At 73.3% G+C, this 19,673-nt stretch carries 21 protein-coding genes; 15 read left to right on the forward strand and 6 right to left on the reverse strand.

What is annotated here, in order from left to right; genetic code table 11:
• The first annotated feature begins 73 nt into the window (after positions 1 to 73).
• From FB476_RS08115 to hisS, 4 genes are all read left to right on the forward strand, one after another.
• The gene (locus FB476_RS08115; RefSeq protein WP_141818316.1) at positions 74 to 769 is read left to right on the forward strand and encodes an MBL fold metallo-hydrolase; all 696 of its coding nucleotides are present in this window, start codon (positions 74 to 76) and stop codon (positions 767 to 769) included.
• A gap of 103 nt (positions 770 to 872) precedes the next feature.
• Positions 873 to 1,547, forward strand: a complete 675-nt coding sequence (locus FB476_RS08120) for a GntR family transcriptional regulator (RefSeq protein ID WP_141818317.1) — start codon at positions 873 to 875, stop codon at positions 1,545 to 1,547.
• A gap of 8 nt (positions 1,548 to 1,555) precedes the next feature.
• Positions 1,556 to 2,575, forward strand: a complete 1,020-nt coding sequence (locus FB476_RS08125; RefSeq protein WP_141818318.1) for a 1-aminocyclopropane-1-carboxylate deaminase — start codon at positions 1,556 to 1,558, stop codon at positions 2,573 to 2,575.
• A 51-nt stretch (positions 2,576 to 2,626) separates the two neighbouring features.
• Positions 2,627 to 4,021, forward strand: coding sequence for a histidine--tRNA ligase (gene hisS, locus FB476_RS08130; RefSeq protein WP_141818319.1), 1,395 nt, complete (start codon positions 2,627 to 2,629; stop codon positions 4,019 to 4,021).
• 69 nt (positions 4,022 to 4,090) lie between these two features.
• Here the strand turns inward: hisS and FB476_RS08135 are convergent, their stop codons facing one another.
• Genes FB476_RS08135 through FB476_RS08155 form a run of 5 tightly spaced genes read right to left on the reverse strand, consistent with a single transcriptional unit; the run spans position 4,091 to position 8,480 of the window.
• Positions 4,091 to 4,825, reverse strand: coding sequence for a peptidylprolyl isomerase (locus FB476_RS08135; RefSeq protein WP_141818320.1), 735 nt, complete (start codon positions 4,823 to 4,825; stop codon positions 4,091 to 4,093).
• Between the two features lie 38 nt (positions 4,826 to 4,863).
• Positions 4,864 to 5,490 (reverse strand): response regulator, encoded by a 627-nt coding sequence (locus FB476_RS08140; protein ID WP_141818321.1) that lies wholly within the window; start codon positions 5,488 to 5,490, stop codon positions 4,864 to 4,866.
• The gene (locus FB476_RS08145) at positions 5,487 to 6,746 is read right to left on the reverse strand and encodes a sensor histidine kinase (protein WP_141818322.1); all 1,260 of its coding nucleotides are present in this window, start codon (positions 6,744 to 6,746) and stop codon (positions 5,487 to 5,489) included. Before FB476_RS08145 ends, FB476_RS08140 begins: the two co-directional genes overlap by 4 nt.
• A 13-nt stretch (positions 6,747 to 6,759) precedes the next feature.
• Positions 6,760 to 7,551 carry an ABC transporter permease gene (locus FB476_RS08150; protein ID WP_141818323.1) on the reverse strand — a complete coding sequence of 264 codons (792 nt, stop codon included), beginning with the start codon at positions 7,549 to 7,551 and terminating at the stop codon, positions 6,760 to 6,762.
• Positions 7,548 to 8,480 carry an ABC transporter ATP-binding protein gene (locus tag FB476_RS08155; protein WP_141818324.1) on the reverse strand — a complete coding sequence of 311 codons (933 nt, stop codon included), beginning with the start codon at positions 8,478 to 8,480 and terminating at the stop codon, positions 7,548 to 7,550. Before FB476_RS08155 ends, FB476_RS08150 begins: the two co-directional genes overlap by 4 nt.
• Positions 8,481 to 8,681: 201 nt before the next feature.
• Here FB476_RS08155 and FB476_RS08160 point away from each other — a divergent pair, with 201 nt between their 5' ends.
• The 10 genes from FB476_RS08160 to FB476_RS08205 all read left to right on the forward strand — a co-directional run bounded on the left by FB476_RS08160 (position 8,682) and on the right by FB476_RS08205 (position 17,877).
• The gene (locus FB476_RS08160; protein WP_141818325.1) at positions 8,682 to 9,005 is read left to right on the forward strand and encodes a YerC/YecD family TrpR-related protein; all 324 of its coding nucleotides are present in this window, start codon (positions 8,682 to 8,684) and stop codon (positions 9,003 to 9,005) included.
• A gap of 83 nt (positions 9,006 to 9,088) precedes the next feature.
• Positions 9,089 to 9,997 (forward strand): ATP phosphoribosyltransferase, encoded by a 909-nt coding sequence (hisG, locus tag FB476_RS08165; RefSeq protein ID WP_141818326.1) that lies wholly within the window; start codon positions 9,089 to 9,091, stop codon positions 9,995 to 9,997.
• Positions 9,994 to 11,310, forward strand: coding sequence for a histidinol dehydrogenase (gene hisD / locus FB476_RS08170; RefSeq protein ID WP_141818327.1), 1,317 nt, complete (start codon positions 9,994 to 9,996; stop codon positions 11,308 to 11,310). Before hisG ends, hisD begins: the two co-directional genes overlap by 4 nt.
• Positions 11,307 to 12,410 carry a histidinol-phosphate transaminase gene (hisC, locus tag FB476_RS08175; protein WP_141818328.1) on the forward strand — a complete coding sequence of 368 codons (1,104 nt, stop codon included), beginning with the start codon at positions 11,307 to 11,309 and terminating at the stop codon, positions 12,408 to 12,410. Before hisD ends, hisC begins: the two co-directional genes overlap by 4 nt.
• Positions 12,407 to 13,501 (forward strand): bifunctional histidinol-phosphatase/imidazoleglycerol-phosphate dehydratase HisB, encoded by a 1,095-nt coding sequence (gene hisB / locus FB476_RS08180; protein ID WP_141818329.1) that lies wholly within the window; start codon positions 12,407 to 12,409, stop codon positions 13,499 to 13,501. Before hisC ends, hisB begins: the two co-directional genes overlap by 4 nt.
• Entirely contained in the window at positions 13,498 to 14,106 is a 609-nt protein-coding gene (gene hisH / locus FB476_RS08185; protein ID WP_238329616.1) for an imidazole glycerol phosphate synthase subunit HisH, read from the forward strand. Before hisB ends, hisH begins: the two co-directional genes overlap by 4 nt.
• A 38-nt stretch (positions 14,107 to 14,144) precedes the next feature.
• Complete coding sequence (hisA, locus tag FB476_RS08190) at positions 14,145 to 14,900, forward strand: 1-(5-phosphoribosyl)-5-[(5-phosphoribosylamino)methylideneamino]imidazole-4-carboxamide isomerase (protein WP_238329617.1); 756 nt, start codon at positions 14,145 to 14,147, stop codon at positions 14,898 to 14,900.
• Positions 14,897 to 15,688 (forward strand): imidazole glycerol phosphate synthase subunit HisF, encoded by a 792-nt coding sequence (gene hisF / locus FB476_RS08195; protein WP_141818331.1) that lies wholly within the window; start codon positions 14,897 to 14,899, stop codon positions 15,686 to 15,688. Before hisA ends, hisF begins: the two co-directional genes overlap by 4 nt.
• Positions 15,685 to 16,311 (forward strand): bifunctional phosphoribosyl-AMP cyclohydrolase/phosphoribosyl-ATP diphosphatase HisIE, encoded by a 627-nt coding sequence (gene hisIE, locus FB476_RS08200; RefSeq protein ID WP_141818332.1) that lies wholly within the window; start codon positions 15,685 to 15,687, stop codon positions 16,309 to 16,311. The genes hisF and hisIE overlap by 4 nt, the downstream gene beginning before the upstream one ends.
• A gap of 63 nt (positions 16,312 to 16,374) precedes the next feature.
• Positions 16,375 to 17,877, forward strand: coding sequence for a peptide MFS transporter (locus FB476_RS08205; protein ID WP_141818333.1), 1,503 nt, complete (start codon positions 16,375 to 16,377; stop codon positions 17,875 to 17,877).
• Positions 17,878 to 17,911: 34 nt separating this feature from the next.
• On the opposite strand, the gene FB476_RS08210 is transcribed toward FB476_RS08205, so the two are convergent.
• Positions 17,912 to 18,526: a hypothetical protein gene (locus FB476_RS08210; protein ID WP_141818334.1), complete on the reverse strand. Its 615-nt coding sequence runs from the start codon at positions 18,524 to 18,526 to the stop codon at positions 17,912 to 17,914.
• Between the two features lie 104 nt (positions 18,527 to 18,630).
• Between FB476_RS08210 and xerD the strand changes: the two genes are divergently transcribed.
• On the forward strand, positions 18,631 to 19,605 hold the full coding sequence (xerD, locus tag FB476_RS08215) for a site-specific tyrosine recombinase XerD (RefSeq protein WP_141818335.1): 975 nt from the start codon (positions 18,631 to 18,633) through the stop codon (positions 19,603 to 19,605).
• Positions 19,606 to 19,673 lie beyond the last annotated feature (68 nt).

The following is a 19,673-nucleotide window of genomic DNA, read 5'->3' on the forward strand; positions in this document are numbered from 1 at the left end:
GCTCGACTGACATGGCGTGGCACGACACTACCGAACGGAATCGCCGACGCGTGCGTCGCGTAGTGTTCCGAGCGTGTTCGTCCGCAGCATCGTCGCCGACGCCTTCGGCACCAACTGCTACGTCATCGCCCCCGCGCGCGGCGAGGAGTGCCTGGTCGTCGACCCGGGCATCGGGGTGACCGACCGCGTCGCCGAGGTCCTCGCGGAGCACCGGCTGCGGCCCGCGGCCGTCCTCCTCACGCACGGCCACCTCGACCACGTCTGGTCGGTGACGCCGGTCTGCGGGGGCACGACGGCCGCCTACATCCACGCCGACGACCGCTACCGCCTCGTCGACCCGGTGCGCCAGCTCTCGGAGCCGATCCGGCTGGCGCTGGAGCAGCAGTTCGGACGCTCGGCGACGTGGAAGGAGCCGGAGACGGTCGTCGAGGTGACCGACCGCCAGACGTTGGAGATCGCGGGAGTGAGGCTCGAGGTCGCCCACGCGCCGGGCCACACCGAGGGCTCGGTCCTCTTCAGCCTCCCGGGCCTGCCCCAGGGCATCCCGTCGGACGAGCTCGACCGCACCGTCCTCTCGGGCGACGTGCTGTTCGCCGGCTCGATCGGCCGCACCGACCTCCCCGGCGGCGACCCCGCGGCCATGCAGCGGTCGTTGCGCGACGTCGTGCTGCCGCTGGCGGACTCGACCCTCGTGCTGCCCGGTCACGGCCCGGCCACCACCATCGCCCGCGAGCGCTCGACCAACCCCTTCCTGCGCGAGCTGTCCTGAGGGGGTCGGGCGGTCCCCGTCCACATACCGAGATGGTCCGCTGGCGACCTCCTGCGGGCCTACCCCTTGACGCGAACACCCTGCCCGGTGTGCAATATATTGCATGTCGACGACGCAGCCGCTCGCCCCGGTCCGCAAGGGCCTGCTCCGCGACGACGTCTACACGCGGCTGCGCGACGCGATCGTCGACGGCCGCCTCGCGCCGGCCTCGGTGCTGCGCGACGGCGAGCTCGCGGCCCAGCTCGGCGTGAGCCGCACGCCGGTCCGGGAGGCGATCCTCAAGCTGGCCGAGTCGGGGCTGGTCAGTGCCGTCCCCGGGCGGTCCACGATCGTCGCCGACGTCGACGAGGACGCCGTCCGGGACGCCCAGGCGGTCGTCGCCGCGATGCACCGGCTGGCCGTCACCACGGCGGCCCGGCGGTTCACGGACGACGACCTCGCGCGGATGCGCGAGGCGAACGCGCGCTTCGCCGCGGCTCTCGAGGCGGGGGACGTCGACGCCGCGCTGGCCGCCGACGACGAGCTGCACGACGTCCCGGTGGCTGTCTCCGGCAACCGGGCGCTGCGCACCGTGCTCGACCAGTTCACCCCGGTCGTGCGCCGCCTCGAGCGGATCCGCTTCGGCACCCACGCCGGACAGGACTCCGTCCACCTGCACGCGGAGCTCGTCGACCGCTGCGAGGCCGGCGACGCCGCCGGTGCCGCGGACGTCAGCGACCGCATCTGGCGGACGCTGCAGGACCTCCTTCCCCCTCCCACCCACCCCGACACCACGTGAAGGCAGCGATGAAGCTCGCAGAGTTCCCCCGTCACCAGCTCACCTTCGGGCCCAGCCCGGTCCACCACCTCAGGCGCCTGTCCGACCACCTCGGCGGCGCGCAGGTCTGGGCCAAGCGCGAGGACGTGAGCAGCGGCCTGGCCTACGGCGGCAACAAGGTCCGCAAGCTCGAGTACCTCGTCCCCGACATCCTGGCCTCCGGGGCCGACACGCTGGTGTCGATCGGCGGCTACCAGTCCAACCACACCCGCCAGGTCGCGGCCGTCGCGGCGCACCTCGGCCTGAGGTGCCGGCTCGTGCAGGAGACCTGGGTGCCGTGGGACGACCCGATGAACGACAAGGTCGGCAACATCCTGCTCTCGCGGATGATGGGCGCCGACTCCCGCCTCGACGAGTCCGGCTTCGACATCGGCATCCGCGACTCCTGGAAGCAGGCGCTGCGCGAGGTGGAGGAGGCGGGCGGCACGCCATACCCGATCCCTGCCGGTGCCTCCGAGCACCCGCTGGGCGGGCTCGGCTTCGCCAACTGGGCCTTCGAGGTGGCCGAGCAGGAGAAGGACCTCGGCGTCGTCTTCGACACGATCGTCGTCTGCACCGTCACCGGCTCGACCCACGCGGGCATGATCGCGGGCTTCGCGGCGCTGGAGGACCTGACCGGCGTGCGCCGCCGCGTCATCGGCATCGACGCCTCGGCCACCATCGAGAAGACCCGCGACCAGGTGGCGCGCATCGCCCGGCACACCGCCGAGCTCATCGAGCTGGGCCGTGACCTGCGCGAGGACGAGATCCAGGTGCTGGAGGGCTGGGCGGGCGACCTCTACGGCATCCCGGTCGACTCCACGATGGAGGCCATGTCCCTGGGCGCCCGGCTGGAGGCGATGATCACCGACCCGGTCTACGAGGGGAAGTCGCTCGCGGGCCTGATCGACCTGGTCCGGGAGGGCGACATCCCGCGCGACTCGACGGTGCTCTACGCCCACCTCGGCGGCCAGCCGGCGCTCAACGCCTACCACTCGCTCTGGTCCTGACCCGGCCGACGGCGTGACGGGCGGTGGTCGCCGGGTCGATAGACTCGCCCGGTGATCACCCCCCGCACGCCGTCCGGTGTCCTCGAGCTGCTCCCTCCCGAGCAGGTGGCCTTCCAGCGCATGCTGGACGTCATCCGTTCTGGCTACGAGCGCTTCGGCTTCCTGCCGATCGAGACCCCCGTCTTCGAGCGCTCGGACGTGCTGCTCACCAAGACCGGGGGCGAGACCGAGCGCCAGGTCTACTTCGTGCAGTCGACCGGCGCGCTGGAGAAGGCCCGCGAGGGTGGCGACGACGCGCTGCCGGAGATGGCGCTGCGCTTCGACCTGACCGTGCCGCTCGCGCGCTACGTCGCCGAGCACGAGCACCAGCTGACCTTCCCCTTCCGCCGCTACCAGATGCAGCGGGTCTACCGGGGCGAGCGCCCGCAGCGCGGCCGCTTCCGCGAGTTCTACCAGTGCGACGTCGACATCATCGGCAAGGACGAGCTGTCGGTCCGCCACGACGCCGAGTGCCCGGCGATCATCCACGCGATCTTCACCGACCTGGCCATCGGTGACTTCACGATCCAGATCAACAACCGCAAGCTCCTGCGCGGCTTCTACGAGGACCTCGGCATCACCGACGCCGACCAGCAGGCGGCCGTCCTGCGCGAGGTCGACAAGCTCGACAAGCGCGGCCCCGACTACCTGCGCACCACGCTGACCGGTGAGGGCTTCGGCCTGTCCGACGCGGTCGTCGACGCGATCCTCGACTTCGTCCAGGTGCGCTCGACCGGTCACGACGACGCGCTGGAGCAGCTGGCGCGGGTGGAGGCCGCCTCCTCCGGCAGCGCCTCGCTCTCCGAGGGCGTCGCCGAGCTGCGCGAGGTGCTCACCCTCGTCCGTGCCCTGGGCGTGCCGGAGAGCGACTACCGCCTCAACTTCTCCATCGCCCGCGGGCTCGACTACTACACCGGCACGGTCTACGAGACGGTCCTCGACGACCACCCCGAGATCGGGTCGATCTGCTCCGGCGGTCGCTACGACAACCTGGCCGGCCAGTACACGAAGTCGAAGCTGCCCGGCGTCGGCATCTCGATCGGCCTGTCGCGACTCTTCTGGCAGCTGCGCGAGGCCGGCCTGCTCGAGGCGTCGACCAGCGAGTCGACGGTCCAGGTGCTCGTGCCGCAGGTCGACGCCGAGCTGCTCGACGACCAGCTCGCGCTGGCCTCCCAGCTGCGCCACGGCGGCATCAACACCGAGGCCGTCCTCGACGGCGGCAAGCTCGCCAAGCAGCTCCGGTATGCCGATCGCGCGGGCATCCGCTTCGTCGCCCTGCTCGGGCGCCAGGAGGTCGCCGACGGCACGGTCACGATCAAGGACCTGCGCCGCCAGGACCAGTTCACCGTGCCGCGCGCCGAGGTCGTCTCGGCGCTGAAGGTCGAGCTGGCGCAGCCGCTCGTCTGATCCACGACGCACGCACGACGGCCGCCGCACCGATCCGGTGCGGCGGCCTTCGTCTCCGCGAGCCGTGACCTACTGCGTGATCTCGACCGACAGGATGCTGATCGGCTGGGCGGGGGCGCCGTCGGAGGCCCCGCCCTCGACACCGGCCTCGGCGACCTTCTCGACGACCTCCATGCCCTCGACGACCGTGCCGAAGATGCTGTAGCCGCCGCCGTCGGTCGGCAGCTGGGTGTCCTCGTAGACGATGAAGAACTGGCCGCCGTTGCTGTTGGGGTCCATGGTGCGGGCCATGGCGAGGGTCCCGGGCGGGTAGTAGCCGTCGGCCGGGGCGTTCTCGATTCCATACGTGTAGCCGGGCCCACCCGCGCCGGTGCCTGTGGGGTCGCCGCACTGCAGGACGTAGATGCCCGAGGTCGTCAGGCGGTGGCAGGCGCTGTCCTCCCAGTAGCCCTCCTTGGCGAGGAACTCGAAGGAGGCGACGGTCTGCGGGGCGTCCGCGGCGGCCAGCTCGATGACGATGTCGCCGCAGTTGGTCTGCACCGTGGCGGTGAGCGTCTCAGGGTCGCCGCTCTTGGGGCGCGGCAGGTCATCGGGGTGGAAGGCCATGGGGTCCGACGGCGGGGCCGGCGGCTCGCTGCACTCCACCGGACCGGCGGGCTGGGCCGCGCCGGTCTCGCCGGCAGCGGTCTCCTGCCCGTCGTCCTCGGCGCCGGGGAACATCGCCTCGCCGGAGCACCCGGCCAGGGCGACGGCCGCGACGGCGCTGGTCAGGGCGAGGCGGGGCAGCAGCAGAGAACGGCGCATCAAGAAGTCTCCCGTAGACGGTTGGCGGTGGCGCGATGCTACCCGAGGATCCCCGTCTCGTAAGCGGTGGCCACGGCCGCGGCGCGGTCGGTGACGCCGAGCTTGTCGAAGACGTGACCGAGGTGCGTCTTGACGGTCGCCTCGCTGACGAAGAGCTCCCTGGCGATCTGCTTGTTGGTCATCCCCCGGGCCACGAGCACCAGCACCTCGCGCTCCCGCGCGCTGAGCGCCGGCCGGCGCCCGGGATCGCGGACGTGCGAGGCGAGGCGGGTCGCCACGGTGGGGGAGAGCACCGTCTCGCCGGCCGCGGTGGAGCGCACGGCCGACACCAGTGTGGCGGTCGGGGCGTCCTTGAGGAGGTAGCCCGTGGCTCCCGCCTCGATCGCGGCCACGGTGTCGGAGTCGGTGTCGTAGGTCGTGAGCACCAGCACCGAGGCGCGCAGGCCCCGGCGGCGCATCTCGCGCACGGCGTCGACACCCCCGCCGCCCGGCATCCGCAGGTCGAGGACGACGACGTCGGGGTCCAGCGCGACGGTCCGCTCGACGGCCTCTGGCCCGCTCGCGGCCTGGCCGACGACCTCGAAGTCGTCGACGGCCGACAGGGTGGCCGCGACGCCGTCGCGCACCACGGGGTGGTCGTCGACGACGAGGATGCGGACGCTCACGCGGCGACCTCCCGGGCGAGCGCGGGCAGCCGCAGCGAGACGGCGGTGCCCTGCCCCGGCTGGGTCTCGACCTCGAGGGCGCCGGCGAGGCGCTCGGCGCGCTGCCGCATACCTCTCAGACCGAAGGAGGTGGGTGCCCGCTCGGCGTCGAGGTCGAATCCGACCCCGTCGTCACGGACGTCGAGGAGGACCTCCTCGTCGTCGAGGGCGAGCGTCACGCCGACCCGCGTGGCGGAGGCGTGCTTGGCGACGTTGGAGAGCGCCTCCTGCGTGACGCGCAGCACGGTCGCCTCCACCTCGGGGTGCAGCGGTCGCAGGTCGCCGGTGACGTGCACCTCGGCCGCGGCCCGGTGCTCCTCGTCCCAGCGGTGCACCAGCCGGGTGACCGCCTCGGCGAGGTCGGCGGAGCCGGTGAGCGGGGCGGGGGAGAGGTCCATCACCGAGCGGCGGGCCTCGGCGAGGGCCTCCTGCGCCAGGTCGGCGGCCCGGTCGAGCCGCGCCCGGGGGTCGGGCTCCACCTGCGCCGCGCGGAGCTGGGCGAGGACGCCCGCGAGGGACTGGGCGATCGTGTCGTGGATCTCGCGGGCCAGGCGCTGCCGCTCCTCCTGCACCCCGGCGCGCCGAGCCTGCTCGACGACGGTCTCGTGGAGCCGCGCGTTCTCCGCAAGAGCCCGCTCCAGGTCGGCGTTGAGACGCTCGAGCTCGGTGATGGCCGCCGCCTGGTCGGCCGAACGCCGGTCGAGCTCCTGCTGCACGTTGCCGAAGAAGGTGAACAGGCCGACGTGCAGCACGACGAGGACCGCGAGGACGAGCGTCTGGGCGGCGCCGGAGGGTGGGAGGCCGCCCGACTGCGAGCCGGCCACCGTCGCCGCGACGACGAGGAGGACGGCCCGGCGGGGCCAGCCGGTGAAGGCGTCACCGACGTCGAGGAATCCGACCCACGCGAAGAGCGCGAAGAAGGGGTTGATCCAGGTCAGCACGAAGGCCAGGGCCGTGCGCCCGACGACGTGCACGGCCATGCGGCGGCGATCGGCGCGCCACTCCGGCCGCCGCATCGTCCACCACCAGGACCAGAGCGCCGTGACCGCCACCAGGACGGCCTGGACCAGCAGCCATCGGGGCGTCCCGGTGCCGAAGATCGAGCCGGTGGGCAGCGCGACGACGGTCGCCACGGCGAGCATGGCGAACGGCACGTAGGGGTTCCACCGCTCCCAGGCGCGCCGGTGGCGGTCCGGGCTGCCGGTCGTGCTGGTCACGGCTCCCACCCTCTCACTCCCAGCGGAAGGTGCGCACGGACACCGCGCCGGTGAGGACCGTCCACACCAGCACGACGAGCACGTCCCGCAGCTGCGGCAGGTCGCCGACCAGCGCCGCGGTCATGGCCTGGACCGAGGCACCCATCGGCGTCAGGTCGACCACGGTGCGCAGCGCGCCACCCATCCCCTCGACGGGGAACCAGACGCCGGCGGTGAACATCGAGCCGAAGAAGAGGATGCTCGCCAGCACGGTGCCGGCCCGCGCGTTGGGCGCGACGGCCGTCGCGACCGCGCCGAGCGAAAAGGCCGCGAGCAGCCCGAGCAGGTAGGCGCCAGCGTAGGCGGCCAGCGCCTGTGGCAAGGGCACGTCGAAGACGAGACGCCCCACGAGCAGGACCAGGACCGAGGAGGCCGTGACCGCGGCGCCGTGCAGCAGCACCTGCGCCCCGAGCAGGCTGGGCGGGCGCACCGGGGTGGTGCGCAGGCGGCGCAGCACGCCGGCCTCCCGGTAGGCCCAGATCAGCGCGGGCATCGACATGATCGCCGCCATGATCATCGACATGACGATCATCGTCGGCACGTAGAGGTCGATGACCCGCAGCCCGCCCAGGTCGGCCGACGGCTCGCGGAAGGACGGGACCGCGCCCAGGATGCACAGCAGGGCGACGGGGAAGAGCAGGATCCAGAAGAGCGAGCCCAGCTCGCGCCCGAACAGGCGGGCCTCGGTGCGCAGCACGGCGGCCGTCGGCGCGGCGCGACGGGCGGGCTTCGGGGTGGCGGTGGTCGTGGTGGTCGAGAGGGTCATGCCAGCTCCTCGGCGAGGTGGGCTGTTGCGGAGGTCAGGTCGAGGTATGCGGTGTCGAGGCTGCCGTCGACGACCCGCAGGGAGGCGGGGGTCACCCCCTGGGCGGAGAGCGCCGCGAGCACGTCCAGGACGCTGTCCTCGGCGCCCTCGACGGTGACCCGCCCGGACGTGGAGCGGACGTCGGCGACGCCCGGCAGCTCGCGCAGCGCCTGCAGGTCGACGGGCGCGCCGGGGGTGAAGGAGATGACGGTCGCGGAGGTGGCGGCCCGGATGAGCCCGTCCGGGGTGTCGAGCGCCCGGACGCGGCCCTCGCTGATGATGGCGATGCGGTCGCAGAGCGACTGCGCCTCCTCCATGGAGTGCGTGACGAGGAGGACGGTCACGCCGCGGTCGCGGACGTCGCGGACCAGGTCCCAGACCTCGCGCCGGGCGCGGGGGTCCAGACCCGTGGTCAGCTCGTCGAGGATCGCGACCCGGGGCCGGCCGACGAGGGCCAGGGCGATCGAGAGCCGCTGCTGCTGACCGCCGCTGAGGTTGCGGAACTGCGAGTCGAGCATCGTGTCGAGCCCCAGCCGGGCCGCGAGCTCGGGCCAGGGCTCGGGGTCGTCGTAGAAGGCCGACCACAGCACCAGCGCCTCACGGACGGTGATCTTGGGCTGGAGACGGCTCTCCTGCAGCTGCACGCCCAGGACACGGGTCAGCGCGTCGTGCTCGCGGACGGGGTCCAGACCGTGGACCCGGATCGTCCCGGAGTCGGGGACGCGCAGCCCGGCGATCGACTCGACCGTCGTGGTCTTGCCGGCACCGTTGGGGCCGAGGATCCCGAAGACCTCGCCCTCGGCGACGGTCAGGCTCACGTCGTCCACGGCCACCGTCGTGCCGTAGGTCATGCGCAGGTGCTCCACCGTGACTGCTGCGTTCCGTTCCATGTGCCCCAGCCTCGCCCGGCGCGGCCCGCGCGCACATCGCCCGCGGGGGTGCACCGGCATCCTCCGATCGGGGGATGCCACGGCTCGACCACCGATGTGAGACGGGCGTCTCGAGCGTGCTAGTGTAATAACGCGTTAACACACCGGGTCGTGCTTCCACGCCCGGTTCTTCTCTGTCCGATCCCGTCCGGAAGGTCCCCCGTGAAGCGTCGCAGCACCGTCGACCGCGCCGCCCTGGCCCGGCTCTGCACGGTCCTGGCGGGCCTCGACGACGCGGACTCCGTGCAGACCTTCCTCGAGGACCTCTGCACGCCGGCCGAGCTGGAGGCCCTCTCCGACCGCTGGGGCGTGGTCCCGCTGCTGGCCGCGGGGCTCTCCTACCGCCAGATCCACGAGCGCACCGGCGTCAGCGTGACGACCATCGGCCGCGTCGCCCGCCACCTCGAGGGCGGCGCCGGGGGCTACCGCGCCGCGCTGCAGGTGGCCTCGGCCGCGGGCGGGGAGCCCGAGCATCTGGTGCGCTGACCGCCTCCCCGCGACGGACCGTCGCACGCCCCCGAACCACCCGCCCCGGCCCCTCGGCCGGGCACCCGACCGGAAGGTCCTCCATGACCCCGCCCGTCCAGCCGCGCGAACGCCTCCGTGTGGCGATCCAGAAGTCCGGCCGCCTCGGCGAGCCCGCCCGCGAGCTCCTCGCCTCGTGCGGGCTGACCTGGCGCGAGAGCCGCGACAAGCTCTTCCTCTACGGCGAGTCGCTGCCCGTCGACATCCTCCTGGTCCGCGACGACGACATCCCCGGCCTCATCGCCGACGGGGTCTGCGACCTCGGCATCGTCGGGCGCAACGTGCTCGTCGAGCACGGTCTGGAGCGCGAGGCGCAGGGTCGCCCGGCCGACCTCAACGAGTGGCGCCAGCTGGGCTGGGGCACCTGCCGCCTCGACATCGCCATCCCGGAGTCCGAGGAGTGGACCGGCCCGCAGCAGCTGGAGGGGCTGCGCATCGCCACGTCCTACCCGCAGACCCTGGGCCGCTGGCTGCGCGACAACGGTGTGGACGCCGAGCCCGTGGTCCTCAACGGCTCCGTCGAGATCGCCCCGCGCCTGGGCCAGGCCGACGTCGTGTGCGATCTCGTCTCCACCGGCGGCACGCTGCGCGCCAACCAGCTCCGCCCCGTCACCACGATCCTGCACTCCGAGGCCGTGATCGCCGGCCCGCGCGCCACCCTCGACGACGGCCGCCAGGAGATCGCCGACCTGCTCGTCCGCCGCCTCGATGGCGCCCTGCAGCTCAAGGAGTCGCGCCTGCTCATGCTCCGCGTCTCCCGTGACGGCCTGACCGACCTGCTGCCGCTGCTGCCCGAGGGCCACGAGCCGACCGTGATGCGTGTCGACGACCGTGACGAGGTGTCCGTGCAGGTGCTCGTGCACGGCTCCGTGTCCTGGTCCAAGCTGGAGCAGCTCAAGCACGCGGGTGCGCACAACCTCATGGTCCTGCCCGTCGAGGGGATGCTGGCATGAACGTCCTGACCTGGTCCGAGCTCTCCGAGACCGAGCGCGCCGAGGCCCTGCGCCGGGCGACCGCCGCCGCGGGCCCGGAGGTGCGCGCCGGGGTCGCCGACATCCTCGAGCAGGTGCGCACCCGTGGCGACGCCGCGCTGCGCGAGCTCACCGCCCGCCTCGACCGCGCCGAGCCGGCGGCCCTCGAGGTCTCCGTCGCCGACCGTGACGCCGCCGTCGCCGCCCTCGACCCGCAGCTGCGCGAGGCGATCGCCGAGGCCGCCGCCCGCATCCGGGCCTTCCACGAGGCGGGTATGCAGTCCGCCTACGCCGTCGAGACCGCTCCTGGCGTGGTCTGCGAGCGCGTCGTCCGGCCGATCCGCCGCGTCGGTCTCTACGTGCCCGCCGGCTCCGCCCCGCTGCCCTCGACCGCCCTCATGCTCGGTGTCCCCGCCCAGCTGGCCGGCTGCCCCGAGGTCGTCCTCTGCACCCCTCCCCGCCCCGACGGCACCGCCGACCCCGCCGTCCTCGCGGCCGCGGCCGAGTGCGGCATCACCCGCATCTTCGTCGTGGGCGGCGCGCAGGCGATCGCGGCGATGGCCTACGGCACCGGGTCGGTCCCGGCGTGCGACAAGCTCTTCGGCCCGGGCAACGCCTGGGTGACCGAGGCCAAGCGCCAGGTGACCACCGCAGAGGGCGGCCCCGGTATCGACATGCCCGCCGGTCCCTCCGAGGTGCTGGTCATCGCGGACGCGGGCGCGGACCCCGAGTTCGTGGCCGCCGACCTGCTGAGCCAGGCCGAGCACGGGCCCGACAGCCAGGTGCTGCTCCTCACCGACTCGCGTGAGCTCGCCGAGGCCGTCGCGGCCCAGGTCGAGGAGCAGGTCGAGAGCCTGCCCCGCGCCGACATCGCCCGCAAGGCCCTGGCCTCCAGCCGGCTGATCCTCACCCCCGACCTCGACACCGCCTTCGAGGTGTCCAACGACTACGCGCCGGAGCACCTCATCCTGGCGCTGCGCGACGCCGAGGAGCGTGTCGCCCAGGTCGACCGGGCCGGCTCGGTCTTCCTCGGCGACCACACGCCGGAGACCCTCGGTGACTACTGCTCGGGGACCAACCACGTGCTGCCCACCGCCGGCGCGGCCAGGTTCACCGGCGGCGTCAACGTCTCCGCCTTCCAGATCGCGATGACCGTCCAGCGCGCCACCCCCGACGGGCTGGCCGCCGTCGGCCCGTGCGCGGTCGTGCTCTCCGAGGCCGAGCAGCTGCACGCCCACCAGCGGGCCGTCACCCGCCGCCTCGACCGGCTCGCCCCCACCCAGGACGCGTCGTGAGCGCCGCCGGACCCTCCGAGGGCTTCCCGACCGAGCTCGTCCGCGAGGACCTGCGCGGTTTCGCCGGCTACTCCTCGGCCCGGACCAGCGCCCCCGGCGTCCCGGCCCGCATCTGGCTCAACGCCAACGAGTCCGGCGACCCCAGCGCCGCCGACCCCGGGGGCGCCAGCCGTCGCTATCCCGACCCGCAGCCCGCCGAGCTGGTCGAGGCCTTCGCCGACCTCTGGGCCGTCACGCCCGACCGCGTCGTCGTCGGTCGCGGCAGCGACGAGCTCATCGAGCTGCTCGTGCGGGCGCTGTGCCGTCCGGGCGGTGACGGGATCGTCATCTGCTCGCCGACCTTCGGCATGTACGAGGTCTCGGCCCGCCTCCACGGCGTGCCCGTCACCGACGTGCCCCAGCTCGACGACGGCCTGACCTGGCGCGTCGACACCGCAGCGGTGGCCCGCGCGGCCCGGGAGAAGGGTGCCCGGGTGGTGTTCGTCTCCTCGCCCGGCAACCCGACCGCCAACGTCGTGCCGCTGCGCGAGATCGCCTCGCTGGCCGACGAGCTCGCCGACCAGGCGGTCGTCGTCGTCGACGAGGCCTACGGCGAGTACGCCGAGCAACGGTCGGCCGTCACGCTCCTGGAGGAGCACCCGACGCTCGTCGTGCTGCGGACCCTGTCCAAGGCGCACGGGCTCGCCGGTGCCCGCGTCGGGATCGCCCTGGCCCACCCCGAGCTGGCCACGGTGCTGCGCCGGGTGCAGGCGCCATACCCCGTGCCCGTCCCCGTCGCCCGCCTCGCGCTGGCGGCGCTCACCCCCGAGGCGCTGGCCGCCACGCGTGAGCGCGTCAACGCCACGCTGCGCCGGCGCGACCACCTCTGCCACCGGCTGCGCCACCTGGACGGCGTGCGCGCCGTCTACGACAGCGAGGCCAACTTCCTGCTGGTGCGGCACGACGACCCCGACGCGCTGCTCCGTACCCTCGCCTCTGCCGGGATCGTGGTGCGCGACGTGCGCCACCACCCCGGTCTCGCCGACGCCGTGCGCATCACGATCGGCACCGACGACGAGATGACCGCCCTCGACACCGCCCTGGGAGAGATCGACCGATGAGCCCCCGCCCCCTCTGCCTCGTCGACCGCGACGGCACGATCATCGCCGAGCCGGACGACTTCCAGGTCGACAGCCTGGCCAAGCTGCGACTCGTGGACGGCGTCATCCCCGCGCTGCTGCGCATCCAGGACGCCGGCTACGACCTGGTCATGGTGAGCAACCAGGACGGCCTGGGCACCGAGTCCTTCCCGCAGGAGGACTTCGACGCCCCGCACGAGCTGCTCCTGCAGATCCTCACCAGCCAGGGCATCCGCTTCCGCGAGGTCCTGATCGACCCGCACCACGCCGGTCCCGACGCCCCCTGGACCCGCAAGCCCGGCATCGGCATGGTCGTGCACCTGCTCAAGGACAAGGACGTCGACTGGGAGCGCAGCGTCATGGTCGGCGACCGCGAGACCGACCGCCAGTTCGGTGACAACCTGGGGATCCGCACCTACCTGCTGCCCTCCGCGGCGAGCCCGGCCGAGGGCACCACCACCTGGGCGCAGATCGCGCACGAGCTGGCCGACCGTCCGCGCACCGCGCACGTCGACCGCAACACCGCCGAGACGCGGATCAGCGTCGACGTGGACCTGGACCAGCCGGGCGGGGCCGTCGCCGACACCGGCATCGGCTTCTTCGACCACATGCTCGACCAGCTCGCCAAGCACGGCGGCTTCTCGATGACGGTGCGCTGCTCCGGCGACCTCCACATCGACGAGCACCACACCATCGAGGACGTCGCGCTGGCCGTCGGCGAGGCGATCCGCACCGCCCTCGGCGACAAGCGCGGCATCGGCCGCTACGGCTTCACGCTGCCCATGGACGAGGCCCGCGCCAGCGCGGCGATCGACCTGTCGGGCCGCCCGTTCTTCCGCTACGACGGCACCTTCTCCCGCGAGAACGTGGGCGAGTTCCCGACCGAGATGATCGAGCACTTCTGGCGCTCCTTCGCCGACGCGCTGCGCTGCACCCTGCACCTGAGCGTCGACGGCGAGAACACCCACCACCAGATCGAGGTCGGCTTCAAGGCCGTGGCCCGCGCGCTGCGGATGGCGCTGGCCCGCCAGGGCGACTCCACCGAGCTGCCCTCCACCAAGGGCGTGCTGTGAGCCTGCGCGTCGCGCTGGTCGACTCCGGTGGCACCAACATCGGGTCGGTCAGCTACGCCTTGGAGCGGCTCGGCGCCACCGCGCGCCTGACCGCCGACCGGGACGAGATCCTGGCTGCCGACCGGGTGATCCTGCCCGGTGTCGGCGCCGCCGGGGCGGGGATGCGGCGGCTCCGCGAGCTGGGCCTGAAGGAGGTCCTCCACGAGGTCCAGGTGCCCCTGCTCGGGGTGTGCCTGGGCATGCAGCTGCTCTTCGAGCGCTCGGCCGAGGACGGCGGCGTGGACACCCTGGGCCTGGTGCCCGGGGAGGTGCTCCCGATCAAGGCCGACTACGGTGTGCGGGTGCCGCACATGGGGTGGAACGCGCTCACGGAGATCGTCGACGACCCCTTGCTGGCCGGGATCGGTGAGGGGGAGCGGGCCTACTTCGTGCACTCCTACGCCGCACCGGCCGGTCCGCACACCCTGGCCGCGACCACCCACGGGGACACCTTCACCGCGGTGGTGCGCTCGGGGCTGCGGTGGGGCGCGCAGTTCCACCCGGAGCGTTCGGCGTCCGTCGGCGCCCGGCTGCTGCGAAACTTCCTCACGGAGGTCGGTCGATGACGTCCGACCTGCCCGACCAGTCACGGAGTGATTCCACAGTGAGCACCACCCGACCGTTCACCGTCTACCCGGCGATCGACGTGCGGCACGGAGCCGTCGTCCGGCTCCTCAAGGGGGACTACGACCAGGAGACGCAGTACTCCGACGACCCGGTGACGGTCGCCGAGTCCTACGCCCGCGCAGGCGCCCGCTGGCTGCACCTGGTCGACCTCGACGCCGCCCGCGAGGGCCGCTACACCCTCGACGGGATGCTGCAGCAGATCGTCGAGCGCACCGGGCTGATGGTCCAGACCGGCGGCGGAGTGCGCAGCGCCGACGACGTGCAGCGCCTCCTCGACGCCGGCGCCACCCGGGTCGTCATCGGCTCGCTGGCGGTGCGCGAGCCCGACACCGTCATCGGCCTCCTCGAGCGCTTCGGCCCTGAGAGCATCACGGTCGCCCTCGACACCCGCATCGGCGAGGACGGCGTCTGGCGGCTCCCGGTCGACGGGTGGACCGGCGACTCCGACCTCGACCTCATCACCTGCCTGCACCGCTACGACAGCTCGGGCCTGCGGCACGTGCTGACCACCGACATCGGGCGCGACGGCACGCTCGGCGGCCCGAACTTCCACCTCTACACCGCGCTGACCCGGTCGGCCCCCCAGCTGCAGGTCCAGGCCTCCGGCGGGGCCCGCAACGTCGACGACGTGCGCGCGGCCCGCCGCACCGGCTGCGCGGGGATCATCCTCGGCAAGGCCCTGCTCGAGGGCCGCCTCACCGTGACCGACGCCATCCAGGAGGAGGGCCTGTGACCCTGGCCCGACGCATCATCCCCTGCCTCGACGTGCGCGACGGGCGGGTTGTCAAGGGCACCCGCTTCCGCGACCACGTCGACATGGGCGACATCGTCGAGCTCGCGAAGCGCTACGCCCGGGAGGGTGCCGACGAGCTCGTCTTCTACGACATCACCGCCAGCCCCGAGGGCCGCGCGGTCGACGTCGACTGGGTCACCCGCGTGGCCCGCGCGATCGACATCCCGTTCTGCGTGGCCGGCGGCATCCGCAGCGTGGAGGCGGCCCGCGCCGTGCTGCACGCCGGTGCCGACAAGATCTCGGTCAACACCCCCGCGACCCAGCGCCCCGAGCTCGTCTCCGAGCTGGCCGAGGCCTTCGGCGTGCAGTGCGTCGTCGTGGGCGTCGACAGCCTGCGGGACGAGGACGGGGTCTGGCGCATCCGGCAGTTCACCGGCAGCCCCGACGCCACCCGTGCGCTGCCCGTGACCACGCTGGACTGGGTCCGGCACGTGCAGGAGCTCGGTGCCGGCGAGATCGTCCTCAACTGCATGGGGTCGGACGGGGTCCGTGAGGGCTACGACCTCCAGCAGCTGCACGCGGTCCGGCAGGTATGCCGTGTCCCCCTGATCGCGTCCGGCGGCGCCGGCACCGCCGGGCACTTCGTCGAGGTCTTCCGCGAGGCCGACGTCGACGGCGCCCTGGCCGCCACCGTCTTCCACAACGGCTCGATCGAGATCCCGGCGCTCAAGCGGCAGCTCGCCGAGGCCGGGCTGGTCGTCCGCACCGTCCCGGAGCCGGTCCGATGAGCGTCCCGCTGCTGCCCGAGGGCACCGCCGTCGACGACGTCGACTTCGCCAAGACCGGGGGACTGGTGCCCGGGGTCGTCCAGGACGCCCGCACCCGCCAGGTGCTCATGGTCGGCTTCCTCGACCGCGCAGCCCTGGAGACCACCCTGGGCACCGGTCTGGCGACCTTCTTCTCCCGCTCCCGCGGCACCAGCTGGACGAAGGGAGAGACAAGCGGCAACACCCTGGCGGTGGAGCGGGTCGAGGTCGACTGCGACCGCGACACGCTGCTGATCCACGCCGTGCCCGCCGGGCCGACCTGCCACACCGGCGACCGCACCTGCTTCGGGCCCGGAGCGGTCGAGGGCTCCTTCGTGCACGAGCTCGACGACGTCGTGCGGGTGCGCGACCTCGAGCGGCCCGAGGGGTCCTACACGACCCTCCTCCTCTCCGGCGAACCGCGCCGCGTCGCCCAGAAGGTGGGGGAGGAGGGCGTCGAGACCGCCCTCGCCGCCGTCGCCCAGGGCGACGAGGAGCTGCTCGGGGAGGCCGCCGACCTCGTCTACCACCTGCTCGTCCTGCTGCGGACCCGTGGCCTCGGGATCGCCGACGTGGAGCGGGTGCTGCGCGAGCGCCACGGCTGACCGACCTCGGGCCGGGCCGGTCCCGGGTTGGCGCTCGTGGCGCGACGGGGTGAGCATGGACAGATGTCCACCGACCCGACACCACCTGCAGGAAGCACCGTCGACGAGCGCCCGAGGGAGGGCAGGGACGGCTTCTTCGGCCAGCCGCGTGGTCTGGCCAACCTCTTCAGCGTCGAGCTGTGGGAGCGGTTCTCCTTCTACGGCATGCAGGGCATCGTCCTGCTGTACATGTACTTCCAGACGACCGACGGGGGCCTGGGCATCGACCAGACGGTCGCCGCCGGCATCGTCGGCGCCTACGGCGGGTCGGTCTACCTCTTCTCGATCCTCGGCGGCTGGGTGGCCGACCGGCTGCTCGGCTCCGAGCGGACGATGTTCGTCAGCGCGCTGCTCATCATGCTGGGGCACGTCTCGCTGGCGGTCATCCCCGCCGTCGCCGGGCTCGCGGTCGGCCTGGTCCTCATCGCCGTCGGCTCGGGCGGGCTGAAGGCGACGATCACCAACCTCGTCGGCTCCCTCTACGGACCGCAGGACACCCGGCGCGACGCCGGCTTCTCCATCTTCTACATGGGCATCAACATCGGTGGCCTCGTCGGCCCGCTCCTGACCGGCCTGGTCCAGCAGCGGTGGGGCTTCCACCTCGGCTTCGGGCTCGCCGCGATCGGCATGGCCATCGGCCTGGCGCAGTACGCCCTCGCGCGGCGCAACCTGCCCGACACCGCCCGCCACGTGCCGGACCCGCTGCCGCGCGCCCTCTACGGCCGCTACCTGGCGATCGCCGCCGCGGCCGTGGTGCTCGTCGCGGTGTCCGTCGCGGCCGGCTGGCTGGACGCCGGCAACCTCGGCACGGTCGTGGTCACCGCCATCGTCGTCGCCGCCGTCGTCCTCTTCGTCCTGCTGCTCACCAGCCGCCACGTCGACGCCGACGAGCGGTCCCGGGTCGTCGCCTTCATCCCGATGTTCGTCGGGTCGGTGGCCTTCTGGGCGCTCTTCCAGCAGCAGTTCACCGTCATCACGATCTACTCCGACACCCGCCTGGACCGCGACTTCTCGGGCCTGCCCCTCCTCGGGGACTGGACCATGCCCATCCCGTGGGTGCAGTCCTTCAACCCGTTCTTCATCATCCTGCTCGCGCCGCTCTTCGCGGCCCTCTGGGTGCGTCTGGGGGACCGCCAGCCAACGACGCCGGTGAAGTTCGCCCTGGGCATCAGCCTCATGGGTGCCGCCTTCCTCGTCTTCCTGCCGATGGTCGGCACGGCCGGGGTGCCGGTGCTGTGGGTGGCGATGATCATGCTCGTCGCCACCGCGGGGGAGCTCATGCTCTCGCCGGTCGGCCTGTCGTTGTCCACCAAGCTGGCACCCAAGGCCTATCCGGTGCTCATGGTCTCGCTCTTCTACCTGTCGCTGGCCCTCGGCACGGCGCTGTCGGGCACCCTGGCGGGCTTCTACAGCGAGGAGCGCGAGGCGGCCTACTTCGGCACGCTCGGCGCCGTCACCATCGGCATCGGCCTGGTGCTGCTGGCGCTCTCGCCGTGGATCACGCGGAAGATGCGCGGCGTGCGCTGAGGCCTGCGTCCGTCTCCGGGTATGCCGTGGCGCCTCAGCGCCGTGCCGGGCGGCTGCGCAGGCCGACCTCCGCCAGCTCGAGGTCGGCGAGGGCGCGGCGGGCCTCCGGGTCCCCGGAGCGCCAGGCCCCGACCGGGTCGGGGTAGAGCTCCTGGAGCCGGCGCGGGCTCTGGCGGACCAGGGCGCGCAGGGCGAGCAGCTCCTGCGACTCGGGGTCGTCCAGCTCGCGGCCCAGCGCCGCCGCCCGCCGCATCCAGGCGACGCGGAAGAGCGCCCAGACGGCGAGGACCAGCAGCACCGGGGTCCCCGTGGTGAGGAGGGTGACGACCCAGGCCACGGTGCGCACCGACTCCTCGAGCCGGTCGCCGGCCGCGACCAGGTCGGTGCCGACGGCCGCGGCCCCGGTGAGCCGCTCGCCGAGGGAGTCCCCGACCGCGGGGATGCGCGTCACCTCGGCCGCCGCCTCCGTCAGCCGGGCGCTGAGCGACCCGCCCGCCTCACGGAGCGGGTCGGCAGGAGCGGCGAGGGTGGTGACCAGACCGAAGACGGCCCGTCCGACGAGCACCCAGGCGACCACCCAGCCGAGCAGGAACAGGTCGGCGAGGACCTGACGGGATCGCCTCACGGGGGCGTCGGCATACCAGCGCATGGAGGTCAGTCTGGCGCAGCGGCGCCGGTGCGGTGCCGCACCGCGCGGGACGACCCCGGCGGGGCGGGCCGTCCCCGGCCCGACGCGCTGCGACAATCGGGCCGATGTCCGCACCCAGTCCCGAACCGCCGCGCCGCACGGCCCTGCGCCGCGCCCGCGACGGCTGGCTCGACCACCTGCGGGTGGAGCGAGGACGCTCCGAGCACACCCTGAAGGCCTACCAGCGCGACACCGAGCGCTACCTGACCTTCCTCGAGGGTCTCGGCGTCACGGACCCGGAGGACGTCGCGGAGCGCCACGTGACCGACTTCCTCGCCGCCCTGCGTCGTGGCAACGACGAGCACCCGCCCCTGGCGGCGACGTCCGCGGCACGCGCCGTCGTCGCCGTCCGCGGCCTGCACCGGTTCCTGACCGTCGAGGGCGAGGTGGAGGCGGACCCCGCCCGGGAGGTCCAGCCTCCGGCTCCTCCACGGCGGCTGCCCAAGGCGCTGTCGGTCGACGACGTGGGCCGGCTGCTGCAGGCCGCGTCCCTGGGTGACACCCCCGCCGCGCTGCGCGACCGCGCGCTGCTGGAGCTGCTCTACGGGTCGGGGGCGCGGGTGAGCGAAGCGATCGGGCTGGACCTGGACGACCTGGAGCTGGGGAGGGGCGACGACGGCACCGGCGGGGTCGTGCGGCTCTTCGGCAAGGGCGGCAAGGAGCGCATCGTGCCGCTCGGCCGCTACGCCCGGGACGCCCTCGACGCCTGGGTCGTGCGGGGCCGTCCGGCCCTGGCGCGCGCCGGCACCGGCACGCCCGCGGTCTTCGTCAACGTCCGCGGCGGCCGGCTGTCGCGCCAGTCGGCCTGGACCGCGATCCGCGCCGCTGCCGAGCGGGCCGGCCTCCGGGCCGACGTCTCACCGCACACCCTCCGGCACTCCTTCGCCACCCACCTGCTCGACGGAGGAGCGGACGTGCGCGTGGTCCAGGAGCTGCTCGGCCACGCGTCGGTCACCACCACGCAGATCTACACCCACGTCTCGACCCAGCACCTGCGCGAGGTCTACGCCCAGGCGCACCCGCGCGCCCGGGCCCGCTGACCTCCCGGAAGAGGCGGTCGGAGCAGACCCTCGACCTCAGGTCGAGGTTGACGGGCCGGGGCGGGGAG

The sequence above is a fragment of the Ornithinimicrobium humiphilum genome (assembly GCF_006716885.1).
Taxonomy (GTDB): domain Bacteria; phylum Actinomycetota; class Actinomycetes; order Actinomycetales; family Dermatophilaceae; genus Ornithinicoccus; species Ornithinicoccus humiphilus.

Coding starts and splice junctions, on each gene's coding strand:
- hisIE (WP_141818332.1), top strand. CDS start 15,685: ATGAGCGTCCCGCTGCTGCCCGAGGGCACCGCCGTCGACGACGTCGAC.
- FB476_RS08155 (WP_141818324.1), bottom strand. CDS start 8,480: ATGGAACGGAACGCAGCAGTCACGGTGGAGCACCTGCGCATGACCTAC.
- FB476_RS08150 (WP_141818323.1), bottom strand. CDS start 7,551: ATGACCCTCTCGACCACCACGACCACCGCCACCCCGAAGCCCGCCCGT.
- hisD (WP_141818327.1), top strand. CDS start 9,994: ATGAACGTCCTGACCTGGTCCGAGCTCTCCGAGACCGAGCGCGCCGAG.
- FB476_RS08210 (WP_141818334.1), bottom strand. CDS start 18,526: ATGCGCTGGTATGCCGACGCCCCCGTGAGGCGATCCCGTCAGGTCCTC.
- FB476_RS08120 (WP_141818317.1), top strand. CDS start 873: ATGTCGACGACGCAGCCGCTCGCCCCGGTCCGCAAGGGCCTGCTCCGC.
- FB476_RS08125 (WP_141818318.1), top strand. CDS start 1,556: ATGAAGCTCGCAGAGTTCCCCCGTCACCAGCTCACCTTCGGGCCCAGC.
- FB476_RS08135 (WP_141818320.1), bottom strand. CDS start 4,825: ATGCGCCGTTCTCTGCTGCTGCCCCGCCTCGCCCTGACCAGCGCCGTC.
- hisG (WP_141818326.1), top strand. CDS start 9,089: ATGACCCCGCCCGTCCAGCCGCGCGAACGCCTCCGTGTGGCGATCCAG.
- FB476_RS08205 (WP_141818333.1), top strand. CDS start 16,375: ATGTCCACCGACCCGACACCACCTGCAGGAAGCACCGTCGACGAGCGC.
- hisB (WP_141818329.1), top strand. CDS start 12,407: ATGAGCCCCCGCCCCCTCTGCCTCGTCGACCGCGACGGCACGATCATC.
- xerD (WP_141818335.1), top strand. CDS start 18,631: ATGTCCGCACCCAGTCCCGAACCGCCGCGCCGCACGGCCCTGCGCCGC.